The 15,170-nt window shown below is 71.3% G+C and carries 15 protein-coding genes; 8 read left to right on the top strand and 7 right to left on the bottom strand.

All coding sequences use genetic code 11. The annotated features are described in order from the left end of the window. Nucleotides 1-12 precede the first annotated feature (12 nt). The 3 genes from ACFO0B_RS01925 to ACFO0B_RS01915 are packed head-to-tail and all read right to left on the bottom strand — an operon-like array spanning nucleotide 13 to nucleotide 3,530. Entirely contained in the window at nucleotides 13-1,062 is a 1,050-nt protein-coding gene (locus ACFO0B_RS01925; protein ID WP_378610515.1) for an acyl-CoA dehydrogenase family protein, read from the bottom strand. Continuing rightward, entirely contained in the window at nucleotides 1,059-1,901 is an 843-nt protein-coding gene (locus ACFO0B_RS01920) for an amidohydrolase family protein (protein ID WP_378610514.1), read from the bottom strand. The genes ACFO0B_RS01925 and ACFO0B_RS01920 overlap by 4 nt, the downstream gene beginning before the upstream one ends. A gap of 3 nt (nucleotides 1,902-1,904) precedes the next feature. Continuing rightward, nucleotides 1,905-3,530, bottom strand: coding sequence for an AMP-binding protein (locus ACFO0B_RS01915; protein WP_378610513.1), 1,626 nt, complete (start codon nucleotides 3,528-3,530; stop codon nucleotides 1,905-1,907). 204 nt (nucleotides 3,531-3,734) lie between these two features. Between ACFO0B_RS01915 and ACFO0B_RS01910 the strand changes: the two genes are divergently transcribed. Beyond that, nucleotides 3,735-3,974, top strand: coding sequence for a hypothetical protein (locus ACFO0B_RS01910; protein WP_378610512.1), 240 nt, complete (start codon nucleotides 3,735-3,737; stop codon nucleotides 3,972-3,974). A gap of 45 nt (nucleotides 3,975-4,019) precedes the next feature. Here ACFO0B_RS01910 and ACFO0B_RS01905 read toward each other — a convergent pair whose 3' ends face one another. Together ACFO0B_RS01905 and ACFO0B_RS01900 are read right to left on the bottom strand one after the other, a co-directional pair. Next, complete coding sequence (locus ACFO0B_RS01905) at nucleotides 4,020-5,504, bottom strand: acyl-CoA carboxylase subunit beta (protein WP_378610511.1); 1,485 nt, start codon at nucleotides 5,502-5,504, stop codon at nucleotides 4,020-4,022. Between the two features lie 12 nt (nucleotides 5,505-5,516). Continuing rightward, complete coding sequence (locus tag ACFO0B_RS01900) at nucleotides 5,517-6,755, bottom strand: cytochrome P450 (protein WP_378610510.1); 1,239 nt, start codon at nucleotides 6,753-6,755, stop codon at nucleotides 5,517-5,519. 115 nt (nucleotides 6,756-6,870) lie between these two features. Between ACFO0B_RS01900 and ACFO0B_RS01895 the strand changes: the two genes are divergently transcribed. From ACFO0B_RS01895 to ACFO0B_RS01870, 6 genes are all read left to right on the top strand, one after another. After that, entirely contained in the window at nucleotides 6,871-7,656 is a 786-nt protein-coding gene (locus tag ACFO0B_RS01895; protein WP_378610509.1) for a coniferyl-alcohol dehydrogenase, read from the top strand. Between the two features lie 25 nt (nucleotides 7,657-7,681). Beyond that, nucleotides 7,682-8,869 (top strand): cytochrome P450, encoded by a 1,188-nt coding sequence (locus ACFO0B_RS01890; RefSeq protein ID WP_378610508.1) that lies wholly within the window; start codon nucleotides 7,682-7,684, stop codon nucleotides 8,867-8,869. Continuing rightward, nucleotides 8,866-9,630: an SDR family NAD(P)-dependent oxidoreductase gene (locus ACFO0B_RS01885; RefSeq protein ID WP_378610507.1), complete on the top strand. Its 765-nt coding sequence runs from the start codon at nucleotides 8,866-8,868 to the stop codon at nucleotides 9,628-9,630. Before ACFO0B_RS01890 ends, ACFO0B_RS01885 begins: the two co-directional genes overlap by 4 nt. Beyond that, a complete protein-coding gene (locus ACFO0B_RS01880; protein WP_378610506.1) occupies nucleotides 9,630-10,823 on the top strand; it encodes a CaiB/BaiF CoA transferase family protein in 1,194 nt (397 codons plus the stop codon). Before ACFO0B_RS01885 ends, ACFO0B_RS01880 begins: the two co-directional genes overlap by 1 nt. Continuing rightward, nucleotides 10,820-11,623: an enoyl-CoA hydratase/isomerase family protein gene (locus ACFO0B_RS01875; RefSeq protein WP_378610505.1), complete on the top strand. Its 804-nt coding sequence runs from the start codon at nucleotides 10,820-10,822 to the stop codon at nucleotides 11,621-11,623. Before ACFO0B_RS01880 ends, ACFO0B_RS01875 begins: the two co-directional genes overlap by 4 nt. A 170-nt stretch (nucleotides 11,624-11,793) precedes the next feature. Continuing rightward, nucleotides 11,794-12,630: a TetR/AcrR family transcriptional regulator C-terminal domain-containing protein gene (locus ACFO0B_RS01870; RefSeq protein WP_378610504.1), complete on the top strand. Its 837-nt coding sequence runs from the start codon at nucleotides 11,794-11,796 to the stop codon at nucleotides 12,628-12,630. Between the two features lie 70 nt (nucleotides 12,631-12,700). On the opposite strand, the gene ACFO0B_RS01865 is transcribed toward ACFO0B_RS01870, so the two are convergent. Further along, on the bottom strand, nucleotides 12,701-13,588 hold the full coding sequence (locus tag ACFO0B_RS01865) for an enoyl-CoA hydratase/isomerase family protein (RefSeq protein ID WP_378610503.1): 888 nt from the start codon (nucleotides 13,586-13,588) through the stop codon (nucleotides 12,701-12,703). Beyond that, entirely contained in the window at nucleotides 13,585-14,259 is a 675-nt protein-coding gene (locus tag ACFO0B_RS01860; RefSeq protein WP_378610502.1) for a PaaI family thioesterase, read from the bottom strand. The genes ACFO0B_RS01865 and ACFO0B_RS01860 overlap by 4 nt, the downstream gene beginning before the upstream one ends. 95 nt (nucleotides 14,260-14,354) lie before the next feature. Here ACFO0B_RS01860 and ACFO0B_RS01855 point away from each other — a divergent pair, with 95 nt between their 5' ends. Beyond that, nucleotides 14,355-15,158: an enoyl-CoA hydratase/isomerase family protein gene (locus ACFO0B_RS01855; protein ID WP_378610857.1), complete on the top strand. Its 804-nt coding sequence runs from the start codon at nucleotides 14,355-14,357 to the stop codon at nucleotides 15,156-15,158. The last annotated feature ends 12 nt before the right edge of the window (nucleotides 15,159-15,170 follow it).

The raw sequence follows: 15,170 nt of genomic DNA, 5'->3' as shown, positions 1-15,170 counted from the left end.
GTCTGCGTACTCCTATGCGGATTCGGCCGCGGCTTCGCGCCGGGCCACGGTCTCGGCCAGCTCACGGGCGTGCAGCGCGGGGTCGCCGCCGGCCAGCGCCCAGCCCCTGGCCCGCACCAGGTAGGCCGCCGAGGCCGCCTCGGCCGACACCCCGAGACCGCCCTGCACCTGCACGGCCACGGTCGCCGCGGCGGGCGCCTCGCCGGTGATGAAGACGAACGCCGCGGCGGGCAGCTCCGGCTGATGCTCCGGCTCGTGGTCGAGGAACCAGGCGGCGCGCCGGTTCAGGTTGCGGCCCCCGTTCACCGCGACGGCGATGTTCGCCAGCGGGTGCGAGATCGCCTGCAACGTGCCGATCGGCACCCCGAGGGTGTAGCGGGAGGTCGCGAATTCGGCGGCGATGCGCAGGGTTTCGTCGAGCAGCCCGACGAGTGCGGCGGCGGTGAGGACCCGCCACTCGTCGAGCGCGCGCCGGTAGTCGGCCACCGCGTCCGGGCCGGAGGCGAGCACCGTGACGGAATCCGCGGTGCTCGCGTCCACCCAGGCCATCGGCAGCTTGCCGATGTTCTCCACCCGGGCGGGCGGGCTGTCGAAGGTCAGCCGGACCACGTCCGCGCCGTCGAGCAGGACGACCTCGTCGGCGACCGCCCCGGCGGGGATCAGCCGGGGGCCGGGCCGCGCGGCCGGGTCCGGGTCCAGCGCGACGATCCGCCTGCCCTGCACGACATCGTCCTGGACCGACCCCAGCCGGGCCAGCAGCCGCGCCGTGGTGACGTGCTCGATCCATGGCACCGGCGCGAGCGCCCGGCCCAGCTCCTCGGCGAGGAGGGTGAGCTCGACCAGGCCCGCGCCGTCGCCGCCCGCCGACTCCGGCAGCGCCATGCTGGTCGCCCCGGTACCCGCGAGCTGCTCCCACAGGCTCTTGTCGAACCCGGTGCCCTCGGCCGCGCGGACCGTGTCGATCGGGCAGCGGGTGCGGAAGAACTTGGCGTAGACGGCCTGCAGCTCGGACTGGTCCTCGGAGAGGCTGTAGTCCTGTCTGCGCAGTTCGTAGCGATTCATTCCTGCTCCTGACCCGCCCTGCCACCGAAGAAGAACGCCTCGGCGTTGGCGTAGAGGTAGTTGTCGATGACGTCGGCGGGCAGGTCGAGCGCGAGCGCCTCGGGGATCACCCGCCGCATCGGCAGCACCGGCCAGTCCGACCCGAACATGACCTTCTGCTTGCCTCTGGTCCGCATGTAGTGGATCAGGCTGTCCGGCAGCCGCTTCGGCGACCAGGCCGAGGTCATCAGCCGCAGATTCGAGTACTTGATCAGCAGCCGGATCGCCACGTCCCACCACGGGTCGGCGCCGTGGATCATGCACAGCTTCAGCTCGGGGAAGCGCACGCAGACCATGTCCAGGTAGATCGGGTTCTGCACCTCGCCCGGGATGGGCGGGCCCGGGATGCCGGTATTCATGCAGAGCGGCAGCCCCAGCTCCGAGCACTTGTAGTAGAGCGGGTAGTACACCGCGTCGCTGGGCGGGTACCTGCCCTCGCCCCAGAAGCTCGCGCCGACGGCGGTGTAGGCGACCGGCAGATCGCGGGTCAGTGCGGTCAGCTCGCGCAGCGAGGCCACGGGGCGCAGCAGGTCGACGCCGTTGATTGCCAGCGCGAACCGCTCCGGCCGCGCCTCCACGAACTTCAGCGCGGTCGCCGACGGCTTGCGCATGTTGTACATCAGGATCGCCTTCTCGACGCCCTGCTCGTCCATCTCGTCGATCAGCTCGTCCAGCTCCGGCTGAGCGAACATCGACTTCGGGCCCTTGAAGTAGTCGTCGCGCACCTTCAGCATCCAGTCGGGCTGCTGCTCGACCTCGCCGAAGTGCACGTTCACCAGTCCATCGATGACTCTGGTCACGGATCAGGCTCCGATCTCTCCGGCGACGGATTCCAGGGCCCGCTCGGCCGCCCACCGGTAGTCTGGTTTGCCGTTGCCGAGGCGCCGCACCTCGGCGACGGGGAGGAAGTCCTTGGGGATCTTGTAGCCGGCCAGCTTCTCCCGGCAGGCGGTGCGCAGCTCCGCCGCCGGGATCTCCCCCGACTCGGTGCAGACCAGCGCGACCACCTCGTTGCCCCAGCGCGGGCTCGGCCTGCCGACCACGAGGGCGTCGGCGATACCGGGGCAGGCGCGCAGCACCTCCTCGACCTCCTCGACGAAGACCTTCTCGCCGCCGGTGTTGATCACCAGCGAGTCCCGGCCGAGCAGCCGGAGGGTGCCGTCCGCGTCGACGGTCACCCGGTCGCCGGGCACGGCCATGCGCTCGCCGTCGATCTCGGGGAAGGTGCGCGCGGTGGCCTCGGGGTCGTCGAAGTAGCCGAGCGGCACCCGCCCGACCCGCACGGCCCAGCCGATCTCGCTCTCCCCCGGCTCCAGGAACCGGGTACGGTCGGCGGAGATGGCGGTGCCGCCCGGCATCGGCGCGAAGGTCTCGACCGGGTTGTCCTTGCTGCTGCGCCCGAAGCCCATGCCGCCGGTCTCCGAGGAGCCGTAGCCTTCCATGATCATGATGTGCGGCAGCAGCTCGAGCAGCGCCCGCTTGTACACCGGGTTGGTGGCCGCGCCGCCGGTGCCGATGCCGAACAGCCCCGAGAGGTCGTAGGTGCGCTCGCGCAGCGCGGCGACGAGCGGGGCGGCGTAGGCGTCGCCGACCATGGTGAGCAGCGCGGCCTGCTCCCGCTCGGCGGTCTCCAGCGCGAGCCGGGCGTCGAAGCGGTTGCGGTCGTCGTAGAGCACGATGGTCTGCCCGGCCAGCAGCCCGGCGCAGGCGGTGAAGATCCCCGCGGCGTGCGAGAGCGGGGACATGGCGAACCAGGACTGGCCGGTGGCGCGCGCGAAACCGTGGAGTACATCGATGGACTCGTGGTCTCCGCCGTTCATCGAGGAGACGTACAGGTCGGCCTGCCGCCACAGCACGCCCTTGGGCCGCCCGGTGGTTCCGCCGGTACACAACATCGCCACGTCGTCGGGGGATGTCTCGATGACCCGGTCCGGGTCGCCGCTGCGCACCGCCTCCTCGAAGGCGATCGCGCCGGGCAGCTCCGCCGCACCACTGCCGTCCTCCACCACGATCAGCAGCAGCTCGGACAGGTGGGGCACCGCCTCGGCCAGCACCGGACCGAAGGCCCGGTGGTACACCACCGCGCTCGGGCGCAGGTAGGCGAGCAGCTCGCCGACCTCGTGCGCGGTGTAGCTGGGGTTGACGTTGACCGGGACGGTACGCGCCTTCAGGCAGCCGATCATCACGTCGAGGTAGAGGTCGTTGCGCATGAGCAACGCGACCCGGTCCTGGCCGCACTCCCAGCGCTCCAGCTCCGCCCGCTCGGTGTGCAGGCCCAGCCCGCGATCGGCGAGAAAGTTGGCGAACCGGCGGGTGCGCTCCGCGGACTCGGCGAAGGTGCTGCGGCGCTCGCCGCACACCGTCATCGTTCGCTCCGGCACTGCCGACGCCACGGCGTCGAGCACCGTGCCGATGGTCCATTCGGTCACTGCATTCCTCCACGACGATCTGGCCTGACGCTGTTACTGTATACCTATCGGTAAGGGATGACACAAGGTTCGGGACGGGAACTCGGATGAAAACCGAAGGCGCTTTGCTCTGGGGACTCGACACAGCGTGGCCGGTGGAGGAGATCGAGATCGGGGAGCACGGCGCGGCCGTGCACCACTGCCCGGATCGCGCCCGGTGCGGACGTGGCGATCATCGAGCTCGGGGCGGTCGGGGCCTCCACGCTGCAGGCCGCCGTGCTCTCCGGGGCCCGCCGGATCTTCGTGGTCGAAGCCGCGCAGTGGAAACGGGAGCGGGCGGCCGAGTTCGGGGCCGCCGAGGTCTATCCCGACATCGGGCTTGAGCAGATCAACGACGCCTACGCCGAGCTGCTCGGCGGCCACGACCTGCGCGGCATCATCCGCTACACCGACGCCGACCGCTGACCGCCCGCTGTCCGGTGGCGCCTCCCCCGAGGCGCCACCGGACACTCAGGGCACGATGGCCGTGCGCAGCACCGGTTCCGCCACCTGCTGGCGGGCGAAGATGCCGCGGCGCAGCGCGGTCAGCAGCGCGTCGCGGGTCTCCTCCGGGCGGATCAGCTCGTCGAAGCCCATGTGCTCGGCGGAGTAGTAGGACGCCAGCAGCTCCATCTCGCGCAGCTGCGCGGCCACCTCCTCCGCCGCGCCGGAGGCCAGTCCGAGCGCGGCGGCGCTCATGGCCCCCATGGTGGCGCCGGGGTAGGCGTAGGCGGCGGTCTGGTTGTCGAAGCCGATGAGCGACATGACCATCGACCCGAACCCATACGCCTTGCGCAGCGTGACGTGCAGTTTGATGGTGCTCGCCGTGGTCTGGGCGGCGAACATCCGCGCCCCCGCCCGCAGCACCCCCGCGCGTTCGGATTCGCTGCCGGGCAGCATCCCCGGGTTGTCGGCGAGGAACACCAGCGGCAGGTGGAACGAGTCCGCGACCGTGATGAAGTGCGCGGCCTTGTTCGCCGCGGCGGTATCGATCGAGCCGGCCAGGATCTCGGGCTGGTTGGCGACCACCGCCACCGGATGCCCGCCCAGGTGGGCAAGCGCGCACACGATCGCGGGGCCGTACCCGGGCTGCACCTCGAACCAGTCCGGGGTGTCGAACACGACGTCGAGCACCGTGCGGATGTCGTAGGTGCTGCGGTTGTCCCGGGAGATGATGTCGAGCAGCTCCGGGGTCGCGCGCGGCTCGGTGGAGTCGTCGGAGAGCTGGGCGGGTGGGTAGGACCAGGCACTCGACGGGAAGTACGCGAGGTAGCGGCGGATCTCGTCCAGCGCGTCCTCGTCGGTCTCGGCGACATTGTGGATGAGCCCGCTCGGCACCGCCACGTCCGGGCCGCCCAGCTCCTCCTTGCTGATCTCCTCCCCGGTGGACTCCCGCACCACCGGCGGGCCCGCGGTGAAGATGGCGCCCTGGCGGCTCATGATCGCGAAATCCGAGACCGGGGCGATCAGCGCGCCGTGCCCGGCCGACGGGCCGAGCACGCCGGTGACCATCGGCACCTTGCCGGAGCACCGCGCCTGCGCGAGCAGGTCGGTGGGGGTGCGGCCGTAGTGCGCGCCGGTCGGCCGGAAGCCCGCGCCCTCCAGCAGCATCACGAGCGGCACCTTGTTGCGCACGGCGAGCTCGGCGAGACGGTAGCGCTTGGCATTGCTGCCCGGCGCGATGGTGCCCGCCACCGTCGTGAAATCCTCCGCGCCGACCATCACCGGGGTGCCACCGATCAAGCCGGAACCGGTCACGATGGCATCGGCCGCGATCTCACCGCCGACCAGCGCGCCGAACTCCTGGAACGAGCCGGGATCGAGCAGGTGCGCGATCCGGGCCCTGGCGTCCAGCTTGCCCTTGGCCCGGTGCCTGGCGACCCGCTCGGGGCCGCCCATCGCCGCGGACCGCTCCCGGCGCCCATCCAGGTCCTCCAGCGTTTCCTTCCAGCTCATCGGTGGCCTTCCTCAGCGCAGGGAGTAGCGGATGGGCAGGTGCTTGAGGCCGCCGACGAAGGTGGTCGCGATCAGCTCCGGCTCGCCGGCCAGCTCCACCGAGGTGAGCCGCGGGATCAGCTCGGCGAAGAAGCGGTTCACCTCGAGCCGGGCCAGCGCCGCGCCGAGGCAGAAGTGGATGCCGAAGCCGAAGGCGACGTGCTTGTTCGGCTCCCGCCCGACATCGAAGCGGAACGGGTCGTCGAAGGCCTCCTCGTCGCGGTTGGCCGAGATGTAGGAGAGCAGCAACGAGTCGCCCTCGGCGATCGGCACGCCGCGGACGGTGGTGTCGGCGGTCGCGGTGCGCATGAACGCCTTGACCGGGGTGACCCAGCGGATCATCTCCTCGGTGGCCTGCGGCAGCAGCGACATGTCGGCCTGCAGCCGGGCCAGCTGGTCCGGGTTCTCCGCCAGCGCGCGCATGCCGCCGGAGATGGTGCCGCTGGTGGTGTCGTGGCCCGCCGTCGCGATGATCGCGTAGTAGGAGACGGTGTCGATATCGCCGAGCGGCTCGCCGTCGATGCGGGCATTGGCGATGGTGGAGGCCAAATCCTCGGTCGGGGTGGCCCGCCGCGCCGCGGTGAGATCGTTGAAGAAGGCGAACATGTCGAGCAGCGCGCCGACCTTCTCCTCCTGCGAGACGGCCGAGCGCTGGTACTCCTCGTCGTCGCTGCCGAGCAGCTCCTGGGTCAGCTTCAGCATCCGCGGGAAGTCCGATTCGGGCACGCCGAGCAGCGACATGATCACGTACAGCGGGTAGTTGACCGCCACCTGCTGCACGAAGTCGCACTCGCCACCCGCGTCGCGCATCCGATCCACGTACCGCTTGGCCAGGTCGGTGATGCGCAGGTCCATGGCGCGCATGGCCTTCGGGCCGAACCAGTCCGCGGCGACGGCGCGCACCACCCGGTGCTGCGGGTCGTCCATGTGGATCAGGGTGCGGATGCCGACCGCGGCCTGCTGCTCGTCGGACTCCGCCGACATCAGCACCGGCCGCGGCCAGTTGCTGAACATCTTGCTGTTGCGCTCGACCGCGAGCACGTCGGCGTGCTTGGTGACGGCCCAGAAGGGCTTGTACCCGGGGACGTCGACGTAGGACACCGGGGTGTTGGCGCGCAACTCCGACAGCGCGGCGTGCAGACGCGGCTCGTCGGTGTAGGCAGCTGGCTCCGCGAGTACCTTCGCGGCTTCATCGACGATCGGCGTGCTCATCTGGGCTGTTCCGTCCTTCGGGGCTCGTTGTCTCGAGTGTCAGCGTGATTTATAGTCGAGCTTACTGTCAAGCATTCCGTAAGTCTTTCGAAACGATCCGGACGGTGGTGTTCACATGGCGCAGGCACAGCGCAGAATCGTGGTGGTGGGTGCAGGCTCCGGCATCGGCGCCGCGGCGGCGGCGCACTTCCACGCGGCCGGTGCGCACGTACTCGCCGTCGACATCCGGGACAGCGACACCCCGGCCGCCGAGCACCGGCAGTGTGATCTGCGCGATCCCGCCTCGATCGCGGACCTGCTGGCCGGCATCGGCGACGGCTGGGATCTGCTCGCGCACGTCGCGGGCGTGCCCGGCACCGCGCCCGCCGCCGACGTGCTCGCGGTGAACTACCTGGGCCTGCGGCGCACCGTGGAGGGCATGCTGCCGCTGCTGCGCACCGGCGGCGCGGTGGTGACCGTCGCCTCGGTGGCCGCGCTCGGCTGGCAGCAGCGGATCACCGAGCTCGAGGGGTTGCTCGCGGCGACCGACGAGGCCGCCGTGCAGGCCTGGCAGGCCGGCCAGGACCCGAACTACCCGGTGTACAGCACCTCCAAGCAGGCGGCGGTCCTCTACGTGAAGCGCCTCGCGCTCGCGGCGTGGCAGAAGTACGGGGTCCGGGTGAACTCGGTGAGCCCCGGCCCCACCGAGACCCCGATCCTCGGCGACTTCGAGACCTCGATGGGCAAGGACGTGCTCGACGTGGTGAAGGCCACCGTCGGCAGGCACGCCACCGCCGCCGACATCGTCCCGGTGCTCGATTTCCTCGGCTCCCCGGCCGCGGGCTGGGTGAACGGCCAGGACCTGCACATCGACGGCGGCTTCGTCGCCCCGATGTCGGTCGGCGGCCCGCTCGCGCTGTAGCCGCGCACTACTCGAAAGGTGAACTGTGAACAGCCCCGTACGGGAGATCGATCTCCGCGATCCCTACCCCTTCTTCGCCGCGAAGCGGCGCGAGCACGGCGTCTACCACGGCGGCGTCATGGACTACTCCCGCACCCCGGAGGCCTTCCGGCCGAAGGATTCCTGGACGGCGCTGTCCTGGTCGGCCACGAACGCCGCGCTGCGTGACAACGAGACCTTCAGCTCCAAGCTCTACGACAGCACCATCGGTGTCTTCATGGGCCCGACGATCCTGGCCATGAGCGGCTCCAGGCACAAGGCGCACCGCAACCTGGTCGCCGCGGCCTTCAAGCCGCAGTCGCTGCAGACCTGGGAGCCGGAGATCGTGCGGCCGATCTGCACCGCCCTGATCGACGAGTTCGCCGAGCGCGGCACCGCGGATCTGGTGCGGGAGTTCACCTTCGAGTTCCCGACCCGGGTGATCGCCGAGCTGCTCGGACTCCCGGCGGAGGATCTTCCCTTCTTCCGCAAGGCCGCGGTCGACATCATCAGCTACACCGGCGACTACAAGGCCGCCTTCGAAGCGTCGGGGGCGCTGCAGGAGTACTTCCAGGGCCACATCGACCAGCGCCGGTCGCAGCCCACCGACGACATCATCGGCGACCTGGTGGCCGCCGACATCGAGGGCGAGCAGCTCACCGACGAGGCGATCTACTCGTTCCTGCGGCTGCTGCTGCCCGCCGGGCTGGAGACCACCTACCGCTCCTCGGGCAACCTGCTCTACCTGCTGCTCACCCACCCCGAGCAGTTCGCGGCGCTGCAGGCGGACCGCAGGCTGCTCAGCCCGGCCATCGAGGAGGGGCTGCGCTACGAGACCCCGCTGACCCTGGTTCAGCGCACGGTGACCCGCGACACCGAACTCGAGGGGGTCGCGATCCCGAAGGGCGCGACCCTGGACATCGCGCTGGGCGCGGCGAACCGGGACGAGGGGCGCTGGGAACGCGCCGAGGAGTTCGACATCCATCGCAAGCGGCTGCCACACATCAGCTTCACCGCAGGCGCGCACACCTGCCTCGGGCTGCACCTGGCCCGGATGGAGACCAGGGTGGCGCTGGAGGTCCTGCTGGATCGCCTCACCGGCATCACCCTGCTGACCGAGGACGACCCGCACATCTTCGGCCAGCCGTTCCGCTCCCCCACCGCGCTGCCGGTGTCGTTCGAGGTGGCCGGGTGAGCGAGCGCGACCCGTTCGACCTGTCCGGGCGCTCGGCGCTGGTGACCGGGGCCGCGGGCGGGATCGGCGCGGCCGTGGCCGTCGCGCTCGCCGCCCGCGGCGCGGCGGTGCTGGTGACCGACCTGGACGACGCCGCGGCCGCCGGGACGGCCGAGCGCATCACGAGCGCGGGCGGGATCGCCGAGGCGGTGGCGCTCGATGTGCGCGACAGTGCGGCGGCCACCGCCGCGGCGGCCCGCGCGGCCGCGCTGACCGGCGGCGCTCTGCACATCGTGGTCAACAACGCAGGCGCCACCGCACCCGCGATGTTCGCCAAGACCACCGAGGAATCGGTGCTGGCCATGCTCGACATCCATGTCCTCGGCGCGTTCCGCTGCGCCAAGGCCGCACTGGCGTACCTGCCGCAGGACGGCACCGGGCGGATCATCAACGTCACCTCATCGGCCGGGCTCACCGGCGCGCTCGGCCAGGTGAACTACTCCGCCGCCAAGGCGGGCATCGTCGGGCTCACCAAATCGCTGGCCAAGGAGCTGGCCCGCAAGCAGATCACGGTGAACGCGCTGGCCCCCGCGGCGGCCACCCCGATGACCGAGACCATCCGCACCGACGAGCGTTTCGCCGAGCAGACGCTGGCCCGGATTCCGCTCCGCCGCTGGGCCGAACCCGCCGAAGTGGCCAACGCCTTCGTCTTCCTCGCCTCGGACGCGGCCTCCTACATCACCGGGCAGGTCCTAGCGGTGGACGGCGGGCTGGTGATCTGATGACGGGACCGCTCGCAGGCGTCACCGTGGTCGCCCTGGAGCAGGCGGTCTCGGCCCCGATGTGCACCCGCACCCTCGCCGATCTGGGCGCGCGGGTGATCAAGGTGGAGAATCCGCGCGGCGGCGACTTCGCCAGGCACTACGACGACGTGGTGCACGGGCAGGCGGCGCACTTCGTCTGGGCCAACCGGGGCAAGGAATCGATCGCGCTGGACATCACCGCGCCGGAGGGGCTCGCGGTGCTCCACCGGCTGCTGGCCACGGCGGACGTGTTCGTCGCGAATCTCGCGCCCGGCGCGCTCGCCCGGCGCGGGCTCGACCCCGCCGAGCTGCGGCGGCGCTACCCCGGGCTGATCGCGCTGGAGATCGACGGGTACGGCGCGGGCGGGCCGCTGTCGCACAAGCGCGCCTACGACCTGCTGATCCAGGCCGAGTCCGGGGCCTGCGCCGTCACCGGGTTCCCCGGCGCGCCCGCCAAGCCGGGGCCACCGGTCGCCGACGTCACCGCTGGGCTCTACGCCGCGATCACGATCCTCGCGCTGCTGTACCGCCGGGGCGGCGCCACCGCGTCGGTGAGCCTGTTCGACACCATGACCGAGCTCATGGGGTACCCGCTCACGCACGCCCGCTACTCCGGCAGCGAGCAGCCGCCGGTCGGCATGGGCTCGCCCGCGGTCGCGCCCTACGGCGCCTATCCGACCGCCGACGGCTCCACCGTTGTCCTCGGCACCACCAACGACCGGGAGTGGCAGCGGCTGGCGACCGAGCTGCTCGCCCGGCCCGAGCTGGCGGCGGACCAGCGGTTCGCGAGCAATACCGGACGCGTGGCACACCGGGCCGAGCTCGACACCGCGCTCGCCGCGTGGTGCGCCGAGCTCCCCCTGGACGAGATCCGGCGCCGCGCCGACGCGGCGGGGATCGGGAACGCCAGGTTCAACACCCCCGACGAGGTCAACGCGCACCCGCAGCTGGCGGCGCGGGACCGGTGGCGCCCGGTCGACAGCCCCGGCGGCACCGTGACCGCGCTGCTGCCGCCGCCGGTGATCGAGGGCTGGGCCGCACCGATGGGCGCCGTCCCCGCGCTCGGCGAGCACACCGAATCCGTCTTGCGCGCAGCGGGTTTCGATCCGCGGGAGATCGTCGCGCTCGGCACAGCGGGGATCGCGGTCCCCGCCATGGAAGGAACACCATGACCGTACTCCTGGCCGAGCAGCGCGGCGGCGTGCGCACCCTCACGCTGAACCGCCCGGACCGGCGCAATGCCCTCGACCGCGCGCTGTGGGCGGCGCTGCGGGAACAGCTGGCCGAGATCGCGGCGGGCGCGGCGAGGGCGGTGGTGCTCACCGGCGCGGGCGGCGCCTTCTCCGCCGGGGCGGACCTCTCCGCCACCGCCGACGTGGAGGAGTTCCCGGACCCGGCCGAGGAGATGCGCGGCATCAACGAGGTGGTGCGGCGGCTGCACGAACTCCCGGTGCCGACGGTGGCGAAGGTGCGCGGCCCGGCCTACGGCGCGGGCTGGAACCTCGCGCTCGCCTGCGATCTCGTGGTCGCGGCGCCCGACGCCCGCTTCTGCCAGATCTTCACCCGCCGCGCGCTCTCCCCGGACTGCGGCGGGTCGTGGGTGCTGCCCCGGCTGGTCGGGATACAGCAGGCCAAGCGGCTCACCCTGCTCGCCGAGGCCATCGGCGCCGAGGAGGCGCTGGCGCTCGGGCTCGTCACCTGGGTGCGGCCGGAGCCCGAGATCGACGCCTTCACCGCCGAACTCGCCGAGCGGCTCGCGGCAGGCGCCCCCACGGCGCTGGCGCAGACCAAGGCGCTGCTCGCCGCCGGCGCCGACCGGACGCTCGACGAGGCGCTGGACGCCGAGACCAGGGCCCAGGCCGTCAATCTCGCCGGGCCCGACGTGCTCGAGGCGTTCGCCGCCTTCCTGGAGAAACGCGAGCCGGTATTTCCCGGCGCGAACGCGAATTCGGAGGCCGCCGCGGAAATGTGACCTGAGATACATTATCGACCGATCGGAATACCTCGGCACCGTCGGAAATACCGAACGGTAAACCCCGTGGTAGCATCTACCGTGCGGATTTCGATGATCCGCTTCCGGCATTTCCCCGGCGGCGCCGGACGCCGGAAACCCCGAGCACCGCAGAGGAAGTGAGTTCGGCGATGGCGAAGCGCGCAACGCCCGTGAAGCGGCAGCGCCGCGAGCGAGGATCGCTCAATCCCGAGGACATCATCCAGGGCGCCTTCGAACTCGCCGAAGAGGTCTCCATCGACGGGCTCAGCATGCCGCTGCTCGGCAAACACCTCGATGTCGGTGTCACCAGCATCTACTGGTACTTCCGCAAGAAGGACGACCTGCTCAACGCCATGACCGACCGGGCGCTGAGCCAGTACGCCTTCGCCGCGCCCTTCGTCGAGGCCGACGACTGGCGCGAGACGCTGCGCAATCACGCGCGGACAATGCGCGAGACGTTTCTCGGCAATCCGATCCTGTGCGATCTGATTCTCATTCGCTCCGCGCTGAGCCGCGATGCCGCCCGCCTCGGCGCGCAGGGAATCGAGCGCGCGATCAACACTCTGGTCAAAGCGGGATTCTCCGTGGACGACGCCTTCGACCTCTATTCCGCTATCAATCTGCACGTGCGCGGATCGGTCGTATTGCAGCGGCTCTACGACAAGAACAAGGAACTCGAGGCCGAGGCGTCCGCCTACTACGAGGACATCGCCATCGAGCCGGAGACCACGCCGCTGCTCGCCGAGGCCATGGCGCGCGGGCGACGCAGCGGTGCGCCGGACGATCGGAACTTCGAGTACGGGCTGGAATGCGTTCTCGACCACGCGAGCCGGGTGATCGCGGGTAGCGCGCCCGCCGCTCCCGCGAAGAAGACGCCCGCCAAGGCCGCGGCCAAAACCGCCGAGCCGGCCAAGAAGGCCGCCGCGAAGCGAGCCGTCGCGAAGGCGCCGGGTACGCGCGCTCGGCGCACCGCCGCCGCATCCTGACCGGATCGCCTCCCGGCGCCGCCCGCGCCCGTCCCGTGCCCCGGCCCACCAGGCCGGGGCACGTTCGCGTTCACGGCTCCGGGACGTGGAAGTGCTCGTCCCGCAATCGGAATGCCTCCCGGGTGCCGTGCTCCGCCCGCGTCTTGACGAAGTTGAACTCCCCGTCGGCGAACTGCAGATTCGTCCCGAAGGCGTGGAAGAGGTAGCTCGCGACCTCTTCCCCCTGGTACGCCTGGCTCTGCTCGACCAGCCGGAATGCCTCCTTGGCGATCACCACCCCGTCGGCGGGCATCTTCGCCGCCTTCTCCGCCCAGTAGCGCGCCCGCGCCGTCACCTGCCCCGGCTCGCAGGTCTCGGTGAACACCCCCAGGTGCTCCAGCGTGCCCGCCTCGACGATGTCACCGGTGAGCAGCAGCCGCCGCGCCAGCACCGGACCGAGCCGGTGGAAGAACATGTGCAGGCTGCCGAGCGCGGGGCCGAGGAAGCGAGTGGCGGGCATGCCGAGTCCGGCGTCTCGCGCCACGACGGCGATATCGGCCATCAGCGCCATCTCGAATCCGCCGCCGAGCGCGAAGCCGCCGACCTCGGCGACGGTGACCTTCGGGAAGCCGAGGAACTCGTGGTAGAAGTCGAAGGACTTGCGATCGACGGTGAGCCTGCGCCGCTGGCTCGGCCTGCTCTTCTTCGGCGCCGCGCCGTTGCCGTTGCCCTCGCCGTACCAGCCGTAGGCATTGTTCATATCGGCACCGGTGCTGAAGACCCCGCCCTCGCCGCGCAGCAGGACCACGGTGATGTCGTCGTCGGCGGCCACCTCGTCGAGGAAGCGCGCCAGCCCCTCGCGCATGGTCGCGTCGTAGGAGTTGCGGCGCTCGGGGTTGTTCAGCGTGATCGTGGCGATCCGGCGATCGTCGTCCACCTGGTAGCGGACACGGCCGTCGGCGGCGCTGGAAGCGGTCATCGGGAGATCCCTTCGGTCGTCGGCGCGCCGGAGACCCGGCGGCGCCCGTATCTGGTGCCCGCGAGGTGCTCCGGCGTGACCGCGACCGTCACCGCGGCCGCGCGGCACAGCACCTCCTCGCCGTGGCGCAGCAGCGCGTTGGACTCGATGCCCGCCTCGGTGACGGTGCGCGCGATCGAGAAGCCGAGCTCGGTGCGGAGCGGAGTCGGACGCCGGTAGGTGATCGCCAGCGACTTCGTCTTGCCGGTCACGCCCGCCGCGCAGCTGTGCTGCTGGACCACGCAGTCGAAGAACACCCCGAGGAAGCCGCCGTGCACCAGCCCGGGCGGCCCCTCGAAGTTCACCGGGAAGGTGACCCGTCCGGTCGCCGACGCCGGATCGATGGTGTCGAACACGTACTCCGGGAAGCTCGGGTTGTAGGTGCCGATGTCGAAGGCGTGGTCGAGGTAGATCCGGCGCTCCGGATCGTCCTCGGCGTCGCCGACCCGCGGCCGCGGGTCGGCGGGCGCGGTGGCGGTGAGCGCGCGCTCCCACTCCGCGAAGCGCGGCAGCATCTCCTCGACCACCGGCTGCGGCTGCTCCTGGGAGAGCAGCAGCGCGGTGAGCCTGCGCAGCGCGGCGGCCGCGGCCTCGGTCTGGGCCAGCGGGCGTTCGCCGAAATGGATCTCCATGCGGGGCTCGTTCCTCCTCGGGCTCACGCCCACCTTGGCAGACGAGCAACGGTATTGTCTACTGTATCTATCTCAGTAACGATCGGAGGGTGAGCGTGGGCGATGAGGGCGATACCGCTGCGGCGGTGCGGGTGCACCGGGACGGGGCGGTGCTGCGGCTCACCGTGGACCGGCCCGGGCGGCGCAACTCGCTCACGCCGGACATGGTGCAGTCCCTGATCACCGCACTGACCGCCGCCGCGTCCGACGACAGCCTGCGCGCGATCCACCTGCGCGGCGCGGGCGAGCACTTCTGCACCGGTGTGGACTGGGTCTCCGGCAATGCCGGGGAGGGCAAGCCGCGCACCGGCTCGGTGCAGCGCCGCGTCCCGCACACCGCGCACCGGGTGATCGAGCTGCTGCACACCGTGCAGCTCCCGGTCGTCGCCACGGTGCACGGCTGGGCCGCGGGCATGGGCTGCAATCTCGCACTTGCCGCCGACTTCACCGTCGCCGCCCCCGGCGCCACCTTCTGGGAGCCGTTCCTGGACCGCGGCTTCAGCCCCGACTCCGGCGCCACCTGGCTGCTGCCGCGGCTGACCGGGCTCGCCAGGGCACGGCGCATGCTGCTGCTCGGCGAGAAGATCGACGGCGCCACCGCCGCCGACTGGGGGCTGATCCACGAGGTCGCCGCCGACCCGGACACCGCCGCCGAAGCACTGCTCGCCCGGCTGGCCGCCGCGCCGACGGTGGCGTTCGGGCTGGCCAAGCAGGCGCTGGCGCAGAACCTGCACGCCACCCTGCCGCAGGCCATGACCAATGAGCTGTTCGCTCTCGAACTGGCCTGCCGCACCCGCGATTTCAAGGAGGGCCTGGCGGCCTTCCGGGACCGCAGGGCGCCGGAATTCGAGGGCCGATGACCACCGACGAAG

The organism is Nocardia jiangsuensis (assembly GCF_042650385.1).
Classification (GTDB): Bacteria; Actinomycetota; Actinomycetes; order Mycobacteriales; family Mycobacteriaceae; genus Nocardia; species Nocardia jiangsuensis.
This window is presented reverse-complemented; position numbering and strand designations above follow the sequence as displayed.

Coding starts and splice junctions, on each gene's coding strand:
- ACFO0B_RS01875 (WP_378610505.1), top strand. CDS start 10,820: ATGACCGTACTCCTGGCCGAGCAGCGCGGCGGCGTGCGCACCCTCACG.
- ACFO0B_RS01900 (WP_378610510.1), bottom strand. CDS start 6,755: ATGAGCACGCCGATCGTCGATGAAGCCGCGAAGGTACTCGCGGAGCCA.
- ACFO0B_RS01865 (WP_378610503.1), bottom strand. CDS start 13,588: ATGACCGCTTCCAGCGCCGCCGACGGCCGTGTCCGCTACCAGGTGGAC.
- ACFO0B_RS01860 (WP_378610502.1), bottom strand. CDS start 14,259: ATGGAGATCCATTTCGGCGAACGCCCGCTGGCCCAGACCGAGGCCGCG.
- ACFO0B_RS01895 (WP_378610509.1), top strand. CDS start 6,871: ATGGCGCAGGCACAGCGCAGAATCGTGGTGGTGGGTGCAGGCTCCGGC.
- ACFO0B_RS01905 (WP_378610511.1), bottom strand. CDS start 5,504: ATGAGCTGGAAGGAAACGCTGGAGGACCTGGATGGGCGCCGGGAGCGG.
- ACFO0B_RS01880 (WP_378610506.1), top strand. CDS start 9,630: ATGACGGGACCGCTCGCAGGCGTCACCGTGGTCGCCCTGGAGCAGGCG.
- ACFO0B_RS01870 (WP_378610504.1), top strand. CDS start 11,794: ATGGCGAAGCGCGCAACGCCCGTGAAGCGGCAGCGCCGCGAGCGAGGA.
- ACFO0B_RS01925 (WP_378610515.1), bottom strand. CDS start 1,062: ATGAATCGCTACGAACTGCGCAGACAGGACTACAGCCTCTCCGAGGAC.